The 18,622-nt window shown below is 67.9% G+C and carries 14 protein-coding genes and 1 tRNA gene; 11 read left to right on the forward strand and 4 right to left on the reverse strand.

Features of this window, described 5'->3' with window-relative positions:
- The first annotated feature begins 41 nt into the window (after positions 1-41).
- The 3 genes from E6C72_RS08175 (at position 42) to E6C72_RS08185 (ending at position 2,554) form a co-directional block, all read left to right on the forward strand.
- A complete protein-coding gene (locus E6C72_RS08175; RefSeq protein ID WP_109087236.1) occupies positions 42-329 on the forward strand; it encodes a DUF2849 domain-containing protein in 288 nt (95 codons plus the stop codon).
- Between the two features lie 265 nt (positions 330-594).
- Complete coding sequence (locus tag E6C72_RS08180; RefSeq protein WP_371298437.1) at positions 595-2,067, forward strand: nitrite/sulfite reductase; 1,473 nt, start codon at positions 595-597, stop codon at positions 2,065-2,067.
- A complete protein-coding gene (locus E6C72_RS08185; protein WP_109087126.1) occupies positions 2,054-2,554 on the forward strand; it encodes a DUF934 domain-containing protein in 501 nt (166 codons plus the stop codon). Before E6C72_RS08180 ends, E6C72_RS08185 begins: the two co-directional genes overlap by 14 nt.
- A gap of 101 nt (positions 2,555-2,655) precedes the next feature.
- On the opposite strand, the gene E6C72_RS08190 is transcribed toward E6C72_RS08185, so the two are convergent.
- Positions 2,656-3,291: a DUF882 domain-containing protein gene (locus E6C72_RS08190; RefSeq protein ID WP_247875855.1), complete on the reverse strand. Its 636-nt coding sequence runs from the start codon at positions 3,289-3,291 to the stop codon at positions 2,656-2,658.
- 558 nt (positions 3,292-3,849) lie between these two features.
- On the opposite strand from E6C72_RS08190, the gene E6C72_RS08195 reads away from it, so the two are divergent.
- Positions 3,850-5,157: a pentapeptide repeat-containing protein gene (locus tag E6C72_RS08195; RefSeq protein WP_109087234.1), complete on the forward strand. Its 1,308-nt coding sequence runs from the start codon at positions 3,850-3,852 to the stop codon at positions 5,155-5,157.
- A gap of 34 nt (positions 5,158-5,191) precedes the next feature.
- Here the strand turns inward: E6C72_RS08195 and E6C72_RS08200 are convergent, their stop codons facing one another.
- The 3 genes from E6C72_RS08200 to E6C72_RS08210 form a co-directional block, all read right to left on the reverse strand.
- On the reverse strand, positions 5,192-6,865 hold the full coding sequence (locus E6C72_RS08200) for a sensor histidine kinase (protein ID WP_247875853.1): 1,674 nt from the start codon (positions 6,863-6,865) through the stop codon (positions 5,192-5,194).
- Between the two features lie 169 nt (positions 6,866-7,034).
- Positions 7,035-7,631 (reverse strand): response regulator transcription factor, encoded by a 597-nt coding sequence (locus E6C72_RS08205; protein WP_109087124.1) that lies wholly within the window; start codon positions 7,629-7,631, stop codon positions 7,035-7,037.
- Positions 7,628-9,739, reverse strand: coding sequence for a nitrogen regulation protein NR(II) (locus tag E6C72_RS08210; protein ID WP_109087123.1), 2,112 nt, complete (start codon positions 9,737-9,739; stop codon positions 7,628-7,630). Before E6C72_RS08210 ends, E6C72_RS08205 begins: the two co-directional genes overlap by 4 nt.
- Before the next feature lie 176 nt (positions 9,740-9,915).
- On the opposite strand from E6C72_RS08210, the gene E6C72_RS08215 reads away from it, so the two are divergent.
- The 7 genes from E6C72_RS08215 to dusA all read left to right on the forward strand — a co-directional run bounded on the left by E6C72_RS08215 (position 9,916) and on the right by dusA (position 18,609).
- Positions 9,916-10,938, forward strand: coding sequence for a TRAP transporter substrate-binding protein (locus E6C72_RS08215; RefSeq protein WP_169055137.1), 1,023 nt, complete (start codon positions 9,916-9,918; stop codon positions 10,936-10,938).
- Between the two features lie 318 nt (positions 10,939-11,256).
- Positions 11,257-11,826, forward strand: a complete 570-nt coding sequence (locus E6C72_RS08225; RefSeq protein WP_199228819.1) for a TRAP transporter small permease — start codon at positions 11,257-11,259, stop codon at positions 11,824-11,826.
- A complete protein-coding gene (locus tag E6C72_RS08230; RefSeq protein WP_109087122.1) occupies positions 11,823-13,121 on the forward strand; it encodes a TRAP transporter large permease in 1,299 nt (432 codons plus the stop codon). The genes E6C72_RS08225 and E6C72_RS08230 overlap by 4 nt, the downstream gene beginning before the upstream one ends.
- 190 nt (positions 13,122-13,311) lie before the next feature.
- Positions 13,312-15,363: a molybdopterin oxidoreductase family protein gene (locus tag E6C72_RS08235; RefSeq protein ID WP_109087121.1), complete on the forward strand. Its 2,052-nt coding sequence runs from the start codon at positions 13,312-13,314 to the stop codon at positions 15,361-15,363.
- Positions 15,364-15,467: 104 nt separating this feature from the next.
- Positions 15,468-17,264 carry a single-stranded-DNA-specific exonuclease RecJ gene (gene recJ / locus E6C72_RS08240; RefSeq protein WP_109087120.1) on the forward strand — a complete coding sequence of 599 codons (1,797 nt, stop codon included), beginning with the start codon at positions 15,468-15,470 and terminating at the stop codon, positions 17,262-17,264.
- 108 nt (positions 17,265-17,372) lie between these two features.
- Positions 17,373-17,448, forward strand: a tRNA-Glu gene (locus E6C72_RS08245).
- 144 nt (positions 17,449-17,592) lie between these two features.
- Entirely contained in the window at positions 17,593-18,609 is a 1,017-nt protein-coding gene (dusA, locus tag E6C72_RS08250) for a tRNA dihydrouridine(20/20a) synthase DusA (RefSeq protein ID WP_109444215.1), read from the forward strand.
- The last annotated feature ends 13 nt before the right edge of the window (positions 18,610-18,622 follow it).

Genomic DNA, 18,622 nt, shown 5'->3' on the forward strand with positions numbered 1-18,622 from the left:
AGAGCCAGATGTCGGCCAAGGATCGATCGAAGGAAGGATCGATGAAAGCCATCACCGCCAACCGCCTGCGCGACGGGGAGGTCGTGTTCCTGGGCGAGGGCGGCGTGTGGGTCGAGTCCTTCGCCGAGGCCGCGCTGTTCCAGCGCGCCGAGGCCGATGCCGTGCTGGCCGAGGCGAAGGCGAAGGCCGAGCGCGAGCAGTTCGGCGTCGACATCTACGCCTTCGAGGTGGTGGAGCAGGACGGCGTGCCGGTCCCGGCGACGATGCGTGAGCGCATCCGCACCGCCGGCCCGACCGTCCGCCTCGATCTCGGCAAGCAGGCCGCCTGAGTCAACGAACGCTGGCCGTTCCGGCGGCCCTTTAGGGTTTATCGACATGAACCACATCGCGCCCGGCGCCCGCGCCGGCATCTATCACTACGACGAGATCGACCGGCAGTTCGTCGCCGAGCGCGTCGAGCAGTTCCGCAAACAGGTCGAACGCCGCCTGTCCGGCGAACTGACGGAGGAGGAGTTCAAGCCGGTCCGGCTGATGAACGGCCTGTACCTCCAGCTGCACGCCTACATGCTGCGCATCGCCGTGCCCTATGGCGTGATGTCGGCCACCCAGCTGCGCAAGCTGTCGGCCATCGGACGCAAGTACGACCGCGGCTACGGCCATTTCACCACCCGCCAGAACCTGCAATACAACTGGATCAAGCTGGAGGACACCCCGGCGATCCTGCATGAACTGGCCGAGGTCGACATGCACGCGTTGCAGACCAGCGGCAACTGCGTGCGCAACGTCACCACCGACCCCTTCGTCGGCGCCGCCAGGGATGAAGTCGTGGATGGCCGCGTCTATGCCGAGATCCTGCGGCAATGGACGACGATGCACCCCGAGTTCACCTATCTGCCGCGCAAGTTCAAGATCGCCATCTCCGGCGCCGAGAGCGACCGCGCGGCGGTGCGCATCCATGACGTCGGCCTGCTGGCGCGGCGCAACGACGAGGGGGAGGCCGGCTTCTCCTTCTATGTCGGCGGCGGTCTCGGCCGCTCGCCCTTCGTCGGCAAGCTGGTGCGCGAGTGGGTGGCCGAGGAGGATTTCGTCGCCTATCTCGAAGCCATCCTGCGCGTCTACAACCAGTATGGCCGCCGCGACAACATCTATAAGGCCCGCATCAAGATCCTGGTGCACGAGCTGGGGTTGGAGAAGTTCACCCAGGAGGTCGAGGAGGAGTTCGCGCGGCTGCGCGGGCCCAAATACCGCCTGGATCCGGAGATCGTCGAGGGGGTCCGCCAGCACTTCGCCCCGCCGCCCTTCGAGGAGCTCCCCGACCATTCCGAAGCCCTGGAGCGTGCCAAGGCGTCCGACCCGGCCTTCGCCAACTGGCTGGCGGTCAATGTCGCGGAGCACAAGGCGCCAGGCTATGCCATCGCCACAATCTCGCTGAAGCCGGCCGGCGGCATCCCCGGCGACGCCACCTGCGACCAGATGGACCTCGTCGCCGATCTGGCCGAGCGCCACAGCTTCGGCGAGCTGCGTGTCACCCATGTCCAGAACCTCGTCCTGGCGCATGTGAAGAAGGACGAGCTGTACGACCTGTGGAAGCAGCTCGACGCCGCCGGCCTGGGCAGCGCCAATGCCGGTCTGATCGGCGACATCATCGCCTGCCCGGGGCTGGATTACTGCGCGCTCGCGAACGCCCGCTCGATCCCGCTGGCGCAGGCGATCTCCGCCCGCTTCGCCGATCCGGTCCGCCAGCGCACCATCGGTGAGCTGGGCATCAAGATCAGCGGCTGCATCAACGCCTGCGGCCATCACCATGTCGGCGCCATCGGCATCCTCGGTGTCGACAAGAAGGGCACCGAGTATTACCAGATCACCGTGGGCGGCGACCCGACGCTGACGACGGCGATCGGCGACATCCTCGGCCCGGCGGTAACCGAGACCGAAGCGGTGGACGCCATCGAGGCGATCGTCGACGTCTATCTCGCCAACCGGTCGAACGAAAGCGAGCGCTTCATCGACACGCTCAAGCGCGTCGGCCATGCCCCGTTCAAGGAGAGAATCTATGCCGCTGATTGAGAATGGGCGCATCGGCGAGGACGCCTGGAGCTTCATTCCCGATGGCGAGCCGGTCCCCAACGACCGCCCGGTCATCATCAGCTTCGAGCGCTGGCAGGCGGAGCGCGACAGCTTCGAAGGCCGCAACGCCCGGCTTGGCGTGCGGCTGAAGAGCGGGACGCTGGCGGGCGCCATCGCCGCCGATCTCGACCGATTCTCGCTGGTGGCGCTGGAGTTCCCGAAGTTCCGTGACGGCCGCGGCTTCTCGACCGCGCGCGAGCTGCGGGAGCGCTATGGCTACACCGGCGAGATCCGCGCGGTCGGCCATGTCATCCCCGACCAGTATCTGTTCCTGGTCCGCACCGGCTTCAGCTCGGTCGAGGCGCCGGAAGGCACCAACCCGGACAGCTGGGCCAACGCGCTGAAGGAGATCACCATCGCCTTCCAGCCCAGCCTGGACGACACCGCGCCGCTGTCGCTGCTGCGCCGCAAGCTGAAGGTGGGATAAGCGTGGATGGGTGAGGGCCGGTTCCGGCCGTCCTTCCACGACGAAAAAGGCGCCGTCCCGGCTTCGGGAGGCGCCTTTTTCCTGGTTCGTAACCGGTCCGCTCACCAGTGACGGAGCGGCCCCACGTCGACATGGACGAAATTGCTGTCGGGATAATACCCGACGCCGCCGCCGCGCAGGCTGAGCGCCGCGCGCTGCAACTGGCGGGTCGACAGACCCTCGACCCGCAGGTCGATCGCCATTCCGCGCATGTGGTAGCTGTTCTGGGCGACGCCGCTGCCGTCGGCCTCGCGCAGCATCGCGTTGGTCTCCGGAGACCGGTAGCCCGAGATGATCTCGATCGGGCCGCGCCGGTTGATCTTGCGGCTCAGCGCATGGACCAGATCCAGCAGCTTCGGATCCATCGCATGGACCGAATTGTTGTGGTGGTCGCGCAGCACACGGTTCAACGCCCGCATCGCGTCGCGGACATATTTTCCCTTCGACCAGTATTCGGCGTTGATTCGCTCGCCGGTGTGCAGGTTCACCAGGGACAGCACGCGCGGCGGCGCGCGCAGCGCCGCGGCCTCCGCCTCCTCGCTGGTGAACAGGGTTCCACCGGCGGAGGCGACCGCCGCCAGGCCGAGGCCGGCGCGCAGAAGATGGCGGCGATCGAGATGATGACGTTCGGTGGCGTGGCTCTCGCCAGCGCTCGGGCGTGCGGTCGTGATCGACCGGGCGTCCGCATCCTTCATCATTCTTCCTTCATAGTCCGTTTTTCCGCTCCGGTACCCGGCGTCCATCGTCTGGACTCCGTCGTCCCGGTTACGGCCAAAGTCACACCCTGGCTAAGGTCAAGGCGCGCTGCGGTGCGTTAATCCGAAAGGTGGGACACTTTTAGGATGTCCGTGGCCTTTTCTGTCAAGCAACCATTGCTTAACCGATGCTGTTTTTTGGAGGAGTCCAGGGATTCCGCCGACTTGCGGCACATCGGGGAGAAAGGCCGAGTCGCAGCCGTTCGCGACCCGTTCGCAACTGGTTCGATTACAGAACCGTAACCGACGCGACTCGGCGAGATCGCCCCGAAGACGCGGTCGGAAAGCGGCGGGCCCTATGGCCGTTGCCATGGCCAAGCTTCTGTTTTTCGTAGTCAACCCGGTCCTATCGTCCCATGGTCCGCCGGCGGGGCCGGCCGGTGGCCCGCCAAACCGCCTCCTCCAAAAGAGGGTGCGCAAAAGGGGGATTCATTCAGCCTTCGGTAAGGAATGAATCGCATGATTGTCGTGATGTAACCTTTTCACGGCGTCGAGTTGTCCGTGCCCACAGCCACCTCACCGATCGCCTCGTCCGTGTCCTTCTTTCGGCCCGACCAACTGGCCGAGGTGCTGGAGCGGCACGCCCGCTGGATCAAGGGTCAGCCGGGTGGTGCCCGCGCCAACCTCGCCATGGCCGATCTGGAGGGGGCGGACCTGTCGCAGCGCGACCTGCGCGGCGCCCGTCTGGTGGGGGCGCGGCTGGCGCGCGGGCGGCTGAACGGCACCAATCTGGCCGGCGCCGACCTGTTCGGTGTCGATCTGCGCGATGCCGACATCAGCCGCGCCAACCTGATGCAGACCGATCTGCGCGGCGCCCGCCTGCGCTCTGCCGATTTCTCCAACGCCAACCTCAAGGGCGCCGACCTGCGCGCCGGAACGCTGGAGCCGGGCGGCACCGCGCGCCGCGGCAACGGCCCTGACGCGCAGGACGCCGAAAGCGCCCGCCAGATCCACAAGGCGGCCCTCGCCCGTCTCCAGAACGGCATGACGGCGGAGGGCGGCATTCCCACCGACTTGACCGGTGCGGTGCTGCGCGGCGCCAACCTGTCCGACGCCGACCTCAGCGGTGCGGTGATGCAGAACGCCGACCTTTCGGGGGCGGTGCTGACAGGAGCGGACCTGACCGGTGCCCGTCTGAACGGCGCCAACCTGTCGGGGGCGGCGCTGGACGGCACCCGCTTCGACAAGGCCGATATGGTCGGCACGCGGATGGCCGATTGCGACCTGTCGGCCACCCGGATCACCACCGCGCAGATGACCCGCCCGATCGACAGCATGGGATCGGAAATCCAGCGCGCCATCTTCGACCATGAACGCTGGATCGACAGCTTCGGCCAGCGCGGCCAGCGGGCCGATCTCGACGGCACCGACCTCAGCCGTGCCGACCTGCGCAACGTCAATCTCAGCGCCGCCTCATTGCGCGGGGCGAACCTGTCGGCGGCGGCGCTGACCGGCGCGCGGCTGATGATGACCGACCTGTCCGGCGCCAATCTGGAGGGCGCCAATCTGATGGGCGCCGACCTGTCCGGCGCCAACCTCAGCTATGCCGTGCTGACCGGCGCCGATCTGACGCGGGTGCGGCTGGGACCGGCGGCGATCAAGGATCCCTCGGGCCGCCCCACCGGCCGCTCCTGGGCCGCCAACCTGATGGGGGCCGATATGCGCGGCGCCCTGCTGGTCGGCACCTGTCTGGTCCAGGCCAACCTGTCCGACGCCAATCTCGACAGTGCCGATCTGGACGGCGCCGACCTTGCCGGCGCCAAGCTCCAGCGCGCCATGCTGCCCGGACGTCCGCCCCGCCGGGGATAAGGCCCGGCCGCCTTCGGACAACCGGCAATTCCCTCTACGGCAGGATGATCGTCACCGTGGTGCCGACGCCGGGCGCGCTGTCCAGGGTCAGGCTGCCGCCATGCGCCTCGACGAAGCGTCGGGCCAGCGGCAGGCCCAGGCCGGTGCCCGACTCCGCCTTGGTCAGATAATTGTGGACCTGGCGGAACGGCTCCATCGCGATCAGCATCTCGTCCGCGTTCATGCCGACGCCGGTGTCGGCGATGACGATGACCGCACCGCTGCCGCCGGGACCCGGGCTGGCCTGGACCCGCACCGTGCCGCCGGGCGGGGTGAACTTGACGGCGTTGGACAGGACGTTCAGCACCGCCTGACGTATTCGGACCCCGTCCACCGTGACCCGCAGGTCCGGCATGACGGCGCTGCGGGTCAAAGCCACCCCCTTGCGCATCGCAAGCGCCTCCATCAGGGCCATGCAGTCGTCCAGCAATTCGTCCAGCGCGACGCGGGCGGGGAACAGTTCCAGCTTGCCCGCCTCGATCTTCGCCATGTCCAGCAGTTCATTGACCAGATCCAGCAGATGGCGGCCAGACTGGTGGATGGCGGCCAGATATTCGCTGTGCTTGGGCGGGGAGGGGCCGAAGATGCCGGACATCAGCGCCTCGGCGAAGCCGATGATCGCATTCAGCGGTGTGCGCAGTTCGTGGCTCATGTTGGCCAGGAAGTCGCTCTTGGCCCGGTTCGCCGCCTCGGCATGTTCCTTTTCCGACTCCAGCCGGCGGCGCTGTTCGATCAGCACCGCCTCGCGGGCACGGCGGACCTCCTCCTCGGCGCTGCGACGGCGGCGATAGGCGCGCGACACCAGCAGCGCCAGCATCAGCGTCGCCGCGCAGGCGGCGGCTGCACCACCGATCACCGTCATGCGGGTGGCGTTCAGCTTCTGCTGCACGATGGAAGACGGCACGCCCAGCACCACAGTCCAGCCGGTTTCGGGGGAGCGGTGGATGACCGAATGGACCTCCACGCCCTCCCTGTTGTGGCCGGTGAACATGCGGTTGCTGCCGGCCCTGATCCGTGCCTCCAGCGAGGCATAGACCTTCTGGCCCAGATAGGCGGCGGCATCGTGCGAGCGGGCGGCGATCAGCATGGTCGGATCGACCACCGTGACCGTCCATTCCGGCGGGGTGTCGCGGGTCCGCAGTGCGCTGGACAATCCTTCCAGCCCGAGCGCCAGCGACAGGATGTAGCGCACCCGGTCGCCCTGGCGGGTGCCGTCGAACTGGACGATCGGCGCCCGCAGGATCAGCGACGGCCGCCCAGGCGGTCCGCCGGGTGGCAGCACGCCGCCGATCGTCGCATGGCGGCTGTCGATGACACGGCGGGTGATCTCGTCCAGCCGCGGCGGCGGCAGCGGCTGGACCCCCAGCGGGTAATGGGTGTGGAAGACGAACCGGCCGGTGTCGGCATCGATCATCCCCATCGCCAGCCAGCCGGGCTGGCTGTGGGTTGCGGTTGTCGTTTCCTGATACAGGGCTCGCAGGTCGTCGGCATTGGGCTGGAGCAACGAGGCCAGCAGTTCCAGGGGCCTCAGCTGGCTCGCCAGCTCGCGGTCGACGGCCAGCGACAGCGACTGCGCCACCGATTGCAGCGCGTCCTCGGTCTCGGCCTGATCGCGGGCGTCGAGCTGCCAGACCATGACGGCGCCGAACAGCAACAGGGGCGCGGTCACGGCCAGACCGATGGCAAGGATTGAGCTGGGTAACCGAAACCTCAACCGTTGATGCTCCAAGGCGCCGGAGGGTGGCCACCGCAGTGGTGGAAACAGACTAGTACGGGAGCGAAAGGGACTCCAGGCGCCACCTCCAGCCTCCGGGTTTTTCCCCTGTCGGGGACCAGGATCACGACGCTCCGGTCAGCAACCGCGTCAGTTCCACCGCTGTCTTCACCCGCATCTTCTCGAAAACGTGGCTGCGGTGGACCTCCACCGTGCGCATGCTGATTCCCAGTTCGTCGGCGATCACCTTGTTCAGCCGGCCGGCGACGACCAGCTCCATCACCTGCCGCTCGCGCTGGGTCAGGGTGGCCAGCCGGGCGGTCAGCCCGGCCTGTCCGGCCTCACGTTCGCGCTGTTCGGCATCGAAGGCCAGCGCGTCGATCACCCGGTCGACCAGCTCGTTGTCGTTGAAGGGCTTTTCCACGAAATCGCGGGCTCCCTTCTTCAGGGCGCCGACGGCGATCGGCACGTCGCCATGGCCGGTCAGGAAGATCACCGGCATGCGGCACCCCTTGGACAGCAGCCGGTCGAACAGCTCCAGACCGCTCATCCCCTCCATCCGGATGTCCAGCAGAAGGCAACCGGCGGTGTCCGGCCGCCAGGACTCCAGGAAGGATTCGGCCGACGGCCAGCCCGCCACCGGAACGTTGCGCGACTGGAACAGCCAGCCGAGCGCGTCGCGGATGGCCTCGTCGTCGTCGACGATGTGGAGGGTGGTCATTCGGCAGCCTCGGCGCTGTGGTCGGGGATCGTATCGGTTGTCCGGTCCGGCGTTTGGGCATGGACGGGCAGGGTGAACAGGAAGCGGGTGCCGGCCGCCGCCGTCTCGAACCACAGCCGTCCGCGGTGGTGTTCGACGATGGAGCGGCAGATGTTCAGGCCCATGCCCATACCTTCGCGCTTGGTGGTGAAGAAAGGGGAAAACAGGCGGTCGGCCACCTCGGGCGCGATGCCGCAGCCATGGTCGCGGATCTCCGTCAGCAGCAGGCGTCCAGCCTCCTCGCCGCCATCGCCGCCTGTCTGGCGGACGGTGACGGTCAGGCGGCGGTCGGCGCGCGGCGTGCGCGCCATCGCCTCGATGCCGTTGCGCATCAGGTTCAGCACCACCTGTTGCAGCAGGATACGGTCGCCGGTCACCAGCGGCAGGTCGGCCGGGGCATCCAGCTCCACCCGCACGCCCAGCCGGGCGGCGTCGCTGCCGGCAAGCCCGACGCAATCCTCCAGCACTTCCGCCAGCGAACAGGGGGCGACCTTCGGGTCGCGCTTGCGCACGAAATCATGGATGCGGCGCACCACCAGCCCGGCGCGCTTGGCCTGGGCGGCCAGTTTCTCCAGCGCCCCCGAGACTTCCGCCACCACCTCCTGGGTGTCGCAGCGGTCGGAGCGCAGCCGGTTCAGGCAGCCGGTGCAGTAGCTGGCGATGGCCGAGAGCGGCTGGTTCAGCTCGTGCGCCAGGGTGGAGGCCATCTCGCCCATGGTGATCAGGCGGGAGGTCTGCTGCAACCGTTCCTGCTGCTGGCGGGCCAGCTCCTCGGCATGCTTGCGCTCGGTGATGTCGAGGACGGAGCCCATCCAGCCGGTCTGCCGGCCGTTGGCGTCGATCAGCGGCGCCTCGTAGATCAGTGCCTCGAACCGTTCGCCGTTGGCGCGCTGGAAGCGCATCTCCAGCCCGCTTTCCGGCGCGCGGCCGGCCAGCACGTCCTGCAAGGCGGCCTCCGCCCGGTCGATCTCCTCCGGCAGCCAGTAGGGCATCGGCGGACCGCGCCCGACCAGCTCCTCCTCCGTCAATCCGACCATGCGGCAAAAGGCCGGGTTCACGTAGGTGATGCGGCCGTCCAGGTCGCGGGCACGCATGCCCACGGTCAGGCTGTCTTCCATCGCCTTGCGGAAGGCATGCTCCTCGCGCAGGGCCTCCTCGGCGCGCAGACGGCCGGCGATGTGGCGGCGCAGCGACCACAGGCTCCACAGCGCCGAGCCGGTCAGCGCGAAGATCGCCGCCACCAGAACGGTGCGGGTGACGTTGGAGTCGGTGGGATAGGCGGTGGCGACCAGCGCCAGCCCATGGCCGGGCGGATCGAAGGGGATGACGTGGCTGCGCGCCGGGTCCGGTGCCGAGCCGGCCATGGAGCCCGGCACCATCATGCGCGACTTGGATCCCAGCGCCACGCCGGTGGCGTCGATCACCTCCAGCTGGTAGCGCTGGGCGAACCACCAGGGCACATGGTGGGTCAGCATCGCCTCGAACGAGAAGACGCCGACCAGCGCGCCGACATAGGTCCCGTCGCGGAACAGCGGGAAGGCGGCGTCGAAGCCGCGGTCGGTGGCGTCGATCCGGTATGGCCCGCCATAAGCGCGCAGCCCGGAGGAGCGGGCGATTCGCACGGCATCGTCGCGGGTCATCCCATCGGTGCCGGCCGTCTCCTGTCCCTCTTTCCCCGGCCCCTCCTTTCCGGAGAGCGGCGGCTCGGCCAGCAGGGTGCGGCCCTGGGCGTCGAGCCACAGCACCCGCTCGATTGCCGGGTTGGTGTTCACCACAAGCCGGGCCATCGCGGCGAATTGCCGGAGGTCCACCTCGGTCCGGCCCAGACTCTCCGCCAGCCTTTCCAGCTTGTCCTCGTCCGACGCCAGCTGAAAATGCAGGTTCTGCTCCACCCACAGCGCGTCCTTGATCAGGGCCAGCGCCTCCTCCTCCCGCTCGTTGCGCTGCAACAGCCACAGGAAGGCACCCAGCAGCACGACGACCAGCGCCATCGCCACCACCGGCATGGCATGCGGCACCGCCCGTCCGGTGCGGGCGGCGAAGCTGGGTTTGCGGGGCGGTTTCGGCATCGGGATGGGTACGAAAGTGTGGGGATGGGGGATGGCTGGTCCGGTCGAAAGTGGAATAGGCCGACTCTGCGGATATCCACAATAGCCGCAATTCGTCGGATCATGAACAATGCGCAACAAGTACGGGGCCGAACATTCCGTCCCGTCGACAATGAATACCAGAGGGGGACGCACCTATGAAACTCATGAAGCTCCTGTGCGCTGCGGCGGTCGGCTGCATGATGTCGGCGCCGCTGGCCGTGTCGACCGCCTGGGCCCAGGACCAGATCGTGATCAAGTTCAGCCACGTCGTCGCGCCGGAGACGCCGAAGGGCAAGGGTGCCGAAAAGTTCAAGGAACTGGCCGAGAAGCTGACTGCCGGCAAGGTGAAGGTCGAGGTCTATCCGAACAGCCAGCTCTACAAGGACAAGGAAGAGCTTGAGGCGCTTCAGCTGGGCGCGGTGCAGATGCTGGCTCCGTCGCTGGCCAAGTTCGGCCCGCTGGGCGCCAAGGAATTCGAGGTCTTCGACCTGCCCTACATCTTCCCCAGCAAGGAAGTGCTTCAGCGCGTCACCAAGGGCGAGATCGGCAAGAAGCTGTTCCAGAAGCTGGAGTCCAAGGGCATCGTCGGGCTGGCCTATTGGGACAACGGCTTCAAGATCATGAGCGCCAACAAGCCGCTCATCAAGCCGGAGGACGTGAAGGGCCTGAAGATGCGCATCCAGTCGTCCAAGGTGCTGGATGCCCAGATGCGGGCGCTGGGCGCGCTGCCGCAGGTGATGGCCTTCTCCGAGGTGTATCAGGCGCTGCAGACCGGCGTCGTCGACGGCACCGAAAACCCGCCGTCGAACATGTACACCCAGAAGATGCACGAGGTGCAGAAGAACGCCACCCTGACCGACCATGGCTATCTCGGCTATGCGGTCATCGTGAACAAGAAGTTCTGGGACGGCCTGCCCGCCGACGTCCGCGGCAAGCTGGAAGAGGCGATGAAGGAGGCGACCGACTATGCCAACGACATCGCCCAGAACGAGAACGACGTCGCGCTGGCCCAGATGAAGGCGTCCGGCAAGACCGAGTTCCACACCCAGACCAAGGAAGAGCGCGAAGCCTGGATCAAGGCCCTGAAGCCGGTCCACAAGGACGCCGAATCCCGCGTCGGCAAGGATCTGATCGAAGCGATCTACAAGGAAGCGGCCGCGGCCGGCTTCAAGATGTAAGGGTCTGCGGGCGGGTGATTATTCCCTCTCCCCCGCTCACGCGCAAACTTCGTTTGCGCTGACGCGGCAGGCGGACCTCCGGTCCGCCGAAAGCGGGGAGAGGGTCAGGGTGAGGGGGCAGCACAGGCGGAAGCCTGTGCCAGGGGATTGCCAAGGGGCAGTATGCCCCTTGGCGGCGCGCGTAGCGCGCCGGCCCCCTCACCCTCCCCACCGCTGCGCGGCGGGTCCCCTCCCTCTCCCCGGGGGAGAGAGGGCTGGTCGCGGTTGCAGAATGTATGTGAATCCAGACCATCTCCGCCGACCGGGAGATCCCCCGACATGTTCTTGAAAATCCTCGACCGCCTTGAGGAGACGCTGATCGCGTCGCTCATGGCCGGGGCGACGCTCGTCATCTTCGCGTCCGTCGTCCACCGCTACTTCTCCGGCGTCCCCTACATCCAGGACTATGTGCTGCACTGGAATTTCGCCTGGGCGCAGGAGCTGTGCATCTACATGTTCGTGTGGATGGCCAAGTTCGGCGCCGCCTATGGCGTGCGCACCGGCATCCATGTCGGTGTCGATGTCATCATCAACCGGATGGAGCCGGGCCTGCGCGGCAAGTTCGTGCTGTTCGGGCTGGGCGCCGGCGCGCTGTTCACCTTCATCGTCGGCTCGCTCGGCGCCCGCTTCGTCTACCACATCTCGGAGACCGAGCAGGTGTCGGCCGATCTGGAATGGCCGATGTGGATCATCTATCTGGCGGTGCCGCTCGGCTCCTACCTGATGTGCTTCCGCTTCCTCCAGGTCGCCTGGGCCTTCATCCGCACCGGTGAACTGCCCCATCACGACCATGCCCAGGTCGACGGCATCGACCCGGTCGAAGCCGCCAAGGAAGGAGGTCCGGCATGAACGCCGCCATCATCTTCGGGCTTCTGCTGGCCCTCATGCTCACCGGCATGCCGATCTCGATCTCGCTCGGCCTGACCGTTCTGTCCTTCCTGTTCTTCATGACCCAGGTGCCGATCGACGCGGTCGCGCTGAAGCTGTTCACCGGCATCGAGAAGTTCGAGATCATGGCGATCCCGTTCTTCATCCTGGCCGGCAATTTCCTGACCCATGGCGGCGTCGCCCGCCGCATGATCAATTTCGCCACCTCGATGGTCGGACACTGGCATGGCGGCCTCGGCCTCGCTGGCGTCATGGCCTGCGCGCTCTTCGCGGCGGTGTCGGGCTCCAGCCCGGCGACGGTGGTCGCCATCGGCTCCATCATCCTGCCGGCCATGGTGGCGCAGGGCTTCCCGAAGAATTTCGGCGCCGGCATCATCACCACCTCCGGTGCGCTGGGCATCCTGATCCCGCCGTCGATCGTGATGGTGATGTACTGCGTCGCCACCACCGGCCATCCCCAGGCCGCCTCCATCGGCCAGATGTTCATCGCCGGCGTGGTGCCGGGCATCCTGCTGGCTTGCTTCCTCGGCTTCACCACTTGGTTCCGCGCCCGCAAGTTCGGCTATCCCCGCCTGCCGAAGGCGAGCTTTGCCCAGCGGATGGCGGCCCTGCGCGAAAGCTTCTGGGGCCTGCTGCTGATCATCGTCGTCATGGGCGGCATCTACAGCGGCATCTTCACCCCGACCGAGGCGGCGGCGATGGCCGCGGTCTATGCCTTCATCGTCGCGGTGTTCATCTACAAGGACATGCCGCTCAGCCGCGTGCCGAAGGTGCTGCTGGACAGCGCCAGCATGTCGGCGATGCTGCTCTACATCATCACCAACGCGGTGCTCTTCTCCTTCCTGATGACGTCGGAGCAGATCCCGCAGAACATGGCGGCCTGGATCCTCGACCAGAACATGGGCGTGTGGGTCTTCCTGCTGGTGGTGAACATCATCCTGCTGGCCGCCGGCAACTTCATGGAGCCGTCGTCCATCGTGCTGATCATGGCGCCGATCCTGTTCCCGGTCGCCATGAAGCTGGGCATCGACCCGGTGCATTTCGGCATCCTGATCATCGTGAACATGGAAGTCGGCATGTGCCACCCGCCGGTCGGCCTGAACCTCTACGTCGCCTCCGGCATCACCAAGATGGGCATCACCGAGCTGACGGTGGCGGTGTGGCCGTGGCTGCTGACGATGCTGATCTTCCTCGGCCTCGTCACCTATGTCCCGGCGATCACGTTGTGGTTCCCGCGCCTGCTCGGCTTCATGTAAAGCCACAAGGTCGTCAGGGGATTGCCTGTTGAATCGGCGGGGGCCGCGAAGTCCGGAACCGGACTTCGCGGCCCCTTCGCTTGTGCAGCCCATCATTATTATACCCATACATTGTTGTGCATTGAAGCGGGCGCGCGGCCGGGCCTAAACTTCCGCCTTCTCCCGCCGCCAGCCAGACCAGAGGTTAGCCTTGTCGGCCCAGTTCCTGCCCACCGCCTGTCCGCACGACTGCCCCAGCACCTGCGCGCTGGAGGTGGAGCGCCTCGCCCCCGACCGCATCGGCAAGGTGCGTGGTGCCGCCGACAACAGCTACACCGCCGGCGTCATCTGCGCGAAGGTCAGCCGCTATGCCGAGCGGGTGCATTCGCCGGACCGGCTGAAGACCCCGCTGCTGCGCAGCGGCCCCAAGGGTTCCGGCCAATGGACGGAAATCGGCTGGGACGAGGCGCTGGACCGCATCGCCGACGCCTTCCTGACCGCCGAGCGGACCTATGGTCCCGAAGCCGTCTGGCCCTATTTCTACGCCGGCACCATGGGTCTGGTGCAGCGCGGCGGCATCCAGCGCCTGCGCCATGCCAAGGGCTATTCGCGTCAGACCAGCACGGTCTGCGACACGCCGGCCAACATGGGCTGGCTCGCCGGTCATGGCGACATCCGCGGCGCCGACCCGCGCGAGATGGCGGAGAGCGACCTTATCGTCAATTGGGGCGGCAACCCGGTGGCGACCCAGGTCAACGTCATGACCCATGTCAGCCGCGCCCGGAAGGGCCGTGGCGCCAAGCTGGTCACCATCGACCCCTACCGCACCGGCACCGCCGAGGTCTCCGACCTGCACCTGATGCTGCGGCCGGGCACCGACGGGGCGCTGGCCTGCGCGGTGATGCATGTGCTGTTCCGCGACGGCCACGCCGACCGCGCCTATCTGGCCCGCCTCGCCGCCGGCACCGACCGGCTGGAGGCGCATCTCGCCAGCCGCACCCCGGAATGGGCCGCCGCCATCACCGGACTGACCGTGGCGGAGATCGAGGAGTTCGCCCGCCTCTACGGCACCACCAAGCGCAGCTACCTGCGTATCGGCTACGGCCTGTCGCGCGCCCACAACGGCGCCGCCCAGGTCCATGCCGTCTCCTGCCTGCCGGTGGTCACCGGGGCGTGGCAGCACAAGGGCGGCGGCGCGCTCTACTGCTCGTCCGGCATCTACAAGCTGGACAAGACCCTGTCGGAGGGGCTGGACCGCCTCGACAAGTCGGTGCGCAGCTTCGACCAGTCGCGCATCGGCGCGGTTCTGACCGGCGACCCGCGCGACCTGACCAGCGGCCCGCCGGTGACGGCGATGCTGATCCAGAACACGAACCCGGTGACGATCTGCCCGGATTCCAACCGTGTCCGCCAGGGCTTCCTGCGCGAGGATCTGTTCGTCGCGGTGCATGAGCAGTTCATGACCGACACGGCCAAGCTGGCCGATCTGGTGATCCCCGCCACCACCTTCCTGGAGCATGACGACATCTACCGCGGCGGCGGCCAGATGCACATCCTGATCGGCCGCAAGGTGATCGAGCCGCAGTTCGAGGCGCGCGAGAATCACTGGGTCATCTCCGAACTCGCCCGCCGCGTCGGCGCCGAGCATCCCGGCTTCAACATGACCGCGATGGAGATCATCGACGCCATGTTGAAGGCGTCCGACCTCGGCGACGCGGCGACGCTCACCGCCGACCGCTGGATCGACGCCCAGCCCGATTTCGAGACCTCCCACTTCCTCAACGGCTTCGCCCATCCCGACGCCAAGTTCCGCTTCGCCCCCGACTGGGCCGCACTCGGCCCCTATGGCGGCATGCCGGAACTGCCCGACCACATGGCCCCCGGCCGCGACGCCGATGCGGAGCATCCCTTCCGTCTCGTCACCGCCCCGGCACGCCAGTTCCTCAACACCTCCTTCACCGAGACGCTGACCGCCCAGAAGCGCGAAGGCCGTCCCACCGCGCTGATCCACCCGGACGATGCAGCGGGGCTGGGGCTTGCCGATGGCGATGCGGTACGGCTGGGCAACCCGCAGGGCAGCGTGGTGGTCCATGCCAAGCCCTTCGCCGGGGTGCCGCGCGGCGTGGTGATCGTCGAAGGCATCTGGCCCAACGGCGCCTTCGTCGAGGGCATGGGCATCAACAGCCTGACTTCGCCGGAACCGGTCCCGCCCGCCGGCGGGGCGGCCTTCCACGACACGGCGGTGTGGATGCGGGCGGCGTAAGCCCCCGCACGCTCATCCCACCCCTGCCCACACCCACCCGTGCGCCGCACGCCCATCTCTGCTATGGCTGTGCCCCCATCCCAGAGAGACCGTGCAGCACCGCCATGACCGAAGCCGCCGCCTTCCTCAACGTCGCCAACTCCCTGTCCGGCAAGCGCTGGCAGGCGCGGCCCTGCGACGAGCGGCAGGCGCAGGCGCTCACCCAGGGGCGCGGGTTGCCGGAGATCGTCGGCCGGGTGCTGGCCGCCCGCGGCGTTACCGACGAGACCTGCGACACCTTCCTGAACCCGACGCTGAAGGCTCTGCTGCCCGATCCTTCGCGCTTCCGCGACATGGATCCGGCGGCCGAGCGCATCGCGCGGGCCATCCGCGACGGCGAGCCGGTGGCGGTCTTCGGCGACTACGACGTCGACGGCGCAACCTCCGCCGCCTTGCTGCGCCGCTTCTTCCGTTCGCTCGGCGCCGACATCCGCGTCTATGTCCCCGACCGCATCAAGGAGGGCTACGGCCCCAACGCTGCGGCTCTGCTGCGTCTGAAAGGGGAGGGGGTGCGGCTGGTGGTGACGGTCGATTGCGGCATCTCCGCCTTCGCCGCCCTGGAAGCCGCCGCCGAGGCCGGGCTGGATGTCGTCGTCCTGGATCACCATGCCGCAGAGCCGCGCCTGCCGCCCGCCGTCGCCCTGGTCAACCCCAACCGGCTGGACGAGGACGGCGCCTACCGCACGCTTTGCGCCGCCGGTGTCACCTTCATCACCATCGTCGCGGTCAACCGCGTGCTGCGCCAGTCGGGTTTCTATAGCGACCGGGCGGAGCCCAACCTGATGGAGTGGCTCGACATCGTGGCGCTCGGCACGGTGTGCGACGTGGTGCCCCTGACCGGCCTCAACCGCGCGCTGGTGTCGCAGGGGCTGAAGGTGATGGCGCGGCGTGCCAACCCCGGCCTTGCCGCCCTGTCCGACGTGGCGGGGGTGAAGGAGAAGCCGGACGCCTACCATGCAGGCTATGTCCTCGGCCCGCGCGTCAATGCCGGCGGCCGGGTGGGGGCGTCCGACCTCGGCGCCCGCCTGCTCTCCACCGACGATCCCATCGAGGCGATGGAACTGGCCCAGCGGCTGGAGGGCCACAACGCCGAGCGCCGCACCATCGAGCAGGCGGTCCTCGACGAGGCGCTGGAGCGTGTCGCCGCCGAAGCCGGGCGCGAGACCGATCTGGTCTTCGTCACCGGTGCCGGCTGGCACCCCGGCGTCATCGGCATCGTCGCCGCCCGCCTGAAGGAGCGCTACAGCCGCCCCGCCTGCGTCGTCGCCCTGGAGGAGGCCGCCGACGGCACCGTCATCGGCAAGGCGTCCGGCCGTTCGGTGCGCGGTGTCGATCTCGGTGCCGCAGTGATCGCCGCCCGGCAGGAGGGGCTGCTGCTGGCCGGCGGCGGCCACCGCATGGCGGCGGGCTTCACCGTGGCCGGCGACAAGATCGACGCGCTGCGCGACTTCCTGCACAGCCGCATCTCCGAACAGGTGGCATCCGCGCCGCTGGTTCCGACGCTGGAACTGGACGGCGCGCTGTCGGTCGGCGGCGCCAGCGTCGGTCTGGTGACCATGCTCGACAAGCTCGGTCCCTACGGCACCGGCAATTCCGAGCCGCGCTTCGCCATCGCCGACGCCCGCGTCGTTCGTGCCGATGTGGTGGGTGCCAACCATGTCCGCTGCATCCTGCAAGGCAACGACGGCGCCCGGCTGAAGGCCATCGCCTTCCGTGCGCTCGACAGCGACATGGGCCAGGCCCTGCTGACCGGCCGCGGCACTCCCTTCCACCTCGCCGGCGTGCTGCGGATCGACCGCTGGAACGGGTCCGAGGGCGTGCAGTTGCTGATCGACGACGCCGCACCCGCGCGCTCGGCGTAGAGTGTCCAACGGTTCTGCGGGGCAGGGCGCAAAAAAGTATCGGGCGATGCGAAAAAGCGCTTGCGCTCTCCGGCTCCGGTCTTTAGAAAGCGCGTCACCGCGAACGACGTCCCCGTCGTCTAGAGGCCTAGGACACCGCCCTTTCACGGCGGCGACACGGGTTCGACTCCCGTCGGGGACGCCACCTCCTCAAAGGTGCGCGACAAGCTTAGAAAGGCCCGGCTGCATAGCCGGGCCTTTTGCGTTTACCGGGATTTGCGCCCGGCGGTTGCCCGTCGATCCGGTTTCGCCCATCCTGATTTTTCCGGCCGCAGCAGAGCTGACCGCGATGACCGCCCCGACCCCCGTCACCTCCACCATCCCCCTCAGTGTCGCCCCGATGATGGACTGGACCGACCGGCATTGCCGGTACTTCCACCGTCTGCTGTCGCGCTCGACCCTGCTCTATACCGAGATGGTGACCACGGGCGCCGTGCTGCATGGCGACCGTGAACGGCTGCTGGGCTTCGATGCGGCGGAACATCCGGTGGCGCTCCAGCTCGGCGGCTCCGACCCGGCGGATCTCGCCGCCTGCGCCCGCATCGCGGAAGAGTGGGGCTATGACGAGGTGAACCTCAATGTCGGCTGCCCCAGCGACCGCGTGCAGTCCGGCCGCTTCGGCGCCTGCCTGATGGCCGAGCCCGATCTGGTGGCCCGGCTGGTCGGCGCCATGCGCGATGCGGTCTCGATCCCCGTCACCGTCAAGTCGCGCATCGCCATCGACGAGATGGAGGAGTGGCCGACGTTGAACCATTTCATCCGCACCGTCTCGGCCGCCGGCTGCACCCACTTCATCGTCCATGCCCGCAAGGCGTGGCTGAAGGGACTCAGTCCCAAGGAGAACCGGGACATCCCGCCGCTGCGCTACGACCTCGTCCACCGGCTGAAGGCGGAGTACCCTGAGCTGACCATTGCCATCAACGGCGGCATCCGCACGCTGGACGAAGCCGAGGAGCATTTGGGCCGGCTCGACAGCGTGATGATCGGCCGCGCCGCGTATGAAACCCCCTATCTGCTGGCCGACGCCGACCGCCGCCTGTTGGGCGGGGAACCCGGGCCCGACCGCCATGCCGTGATCGAGGCGATGCTGCCCTACATCGAGGCGCGGATGACCCTCGGCACGCCCTTGTCAGCCATCACCCGCCACATGCTGGGCCTGTTCCAGGGACTGCCCGGCGCCCGTGCCTACCGCCGCCACATCGCCGAGAACGCCCACCGCCCTGGCGCCGGCCCGGAGGTGCTGGAACGCGCCGCTTCCCTGGTGCGGGGGCGTGGGGCGGACGAGGCGGTCGAGGAGGCTGCGTGAGAGGTTCCGGCCG

This window comes from Azospirillum sp. TSH100 (genome assembly GCF_004923295.1).
In the GTDB taxonomy this organism is placed as follows: domain Bacteria; phylum Pseudomonadota; class Alphaproteobacteria; order Azospirillales; family Azospirillaceae; genus Azospirillum.

Bases quoted from the DNA above. Each gene is read 5' to 3' on its own strand.
- E6C72_RS08210 (WP_109087123.1), bottom strand. From the start codon at position 9,739: ATGCCGAAACCGCCCCGCAAACCCAGCTTCGCCGCCCGCACCGGACGG.
- E6C72_RS08205 (WP_109087124.1), bottom strand. From the start codon at position 7,631: ATGACCACCCTCCACATCGTCGACGACGACGAGGCCATCCGCGACGCG.
- E6C72_RS08225 (WP_199228819.1), top strand. From the start codon at position 11,257: ATGTTCTTGAAAATCCTCGACCGCCTTGAGGAGACGCTGATCGCGTCG.
- E6C72_RS08230 (WP_109087122.1), top strand. From the start codon at position 11,823: ATGAACGCCGCCATCATCTTCGGGCTTCTGCTGGCCCTCATGCTCACC.
- E6C72_RS08185 (WP_109087126.1), top strand. From the start codon at position 2,054: ATGCCGCTGATTGAGAATGGGCGCATCGGCGAGGACGCCTGGAGCTTC.
- E6C72_RS08180 (WP_371298437.1), top strand. From the start codon at position 595: ATGTCGGCCACCCAGCTGCGCAAGCTGTCGGCCATCGGACGCAAGTAC.
- E6C72_RS08215 (WP_169055137.1), top strand. From the start codon at position 9,916: ATGAAACTCATGAAGCTCCTGTGCGCTGCGGCGGTCGGCTGCATGATG.
- recJ (WP_109087120.1), top strand. From the start codon at position 15,468: ATGACCGAAGCCGCCGCCTTCCTCAACGTCGCCAACTCCCTGTCCGGC.
- dusA (WP_109444215.1), top strand. From the start codon at position 17,593: ATGACCGCCCCGACCCCCGTCACCTCCACCATCCCCCTCAGTGTCGCC.
- E6C72_RS08190 (WP_247875855.1), bottom strand. From the start codon at position 3,291: ATGATGAAGGATGCGGACGCCCGGTCGATCACGACCGCACGCCCGAGC.
- E6C72_RS08175 (WP_109087236.1), top strand. From the start codon at position 42: ATGAAAGCCATCACCGCCAACCGCCTGCGCGACGGGGAGGTCGTGTTC.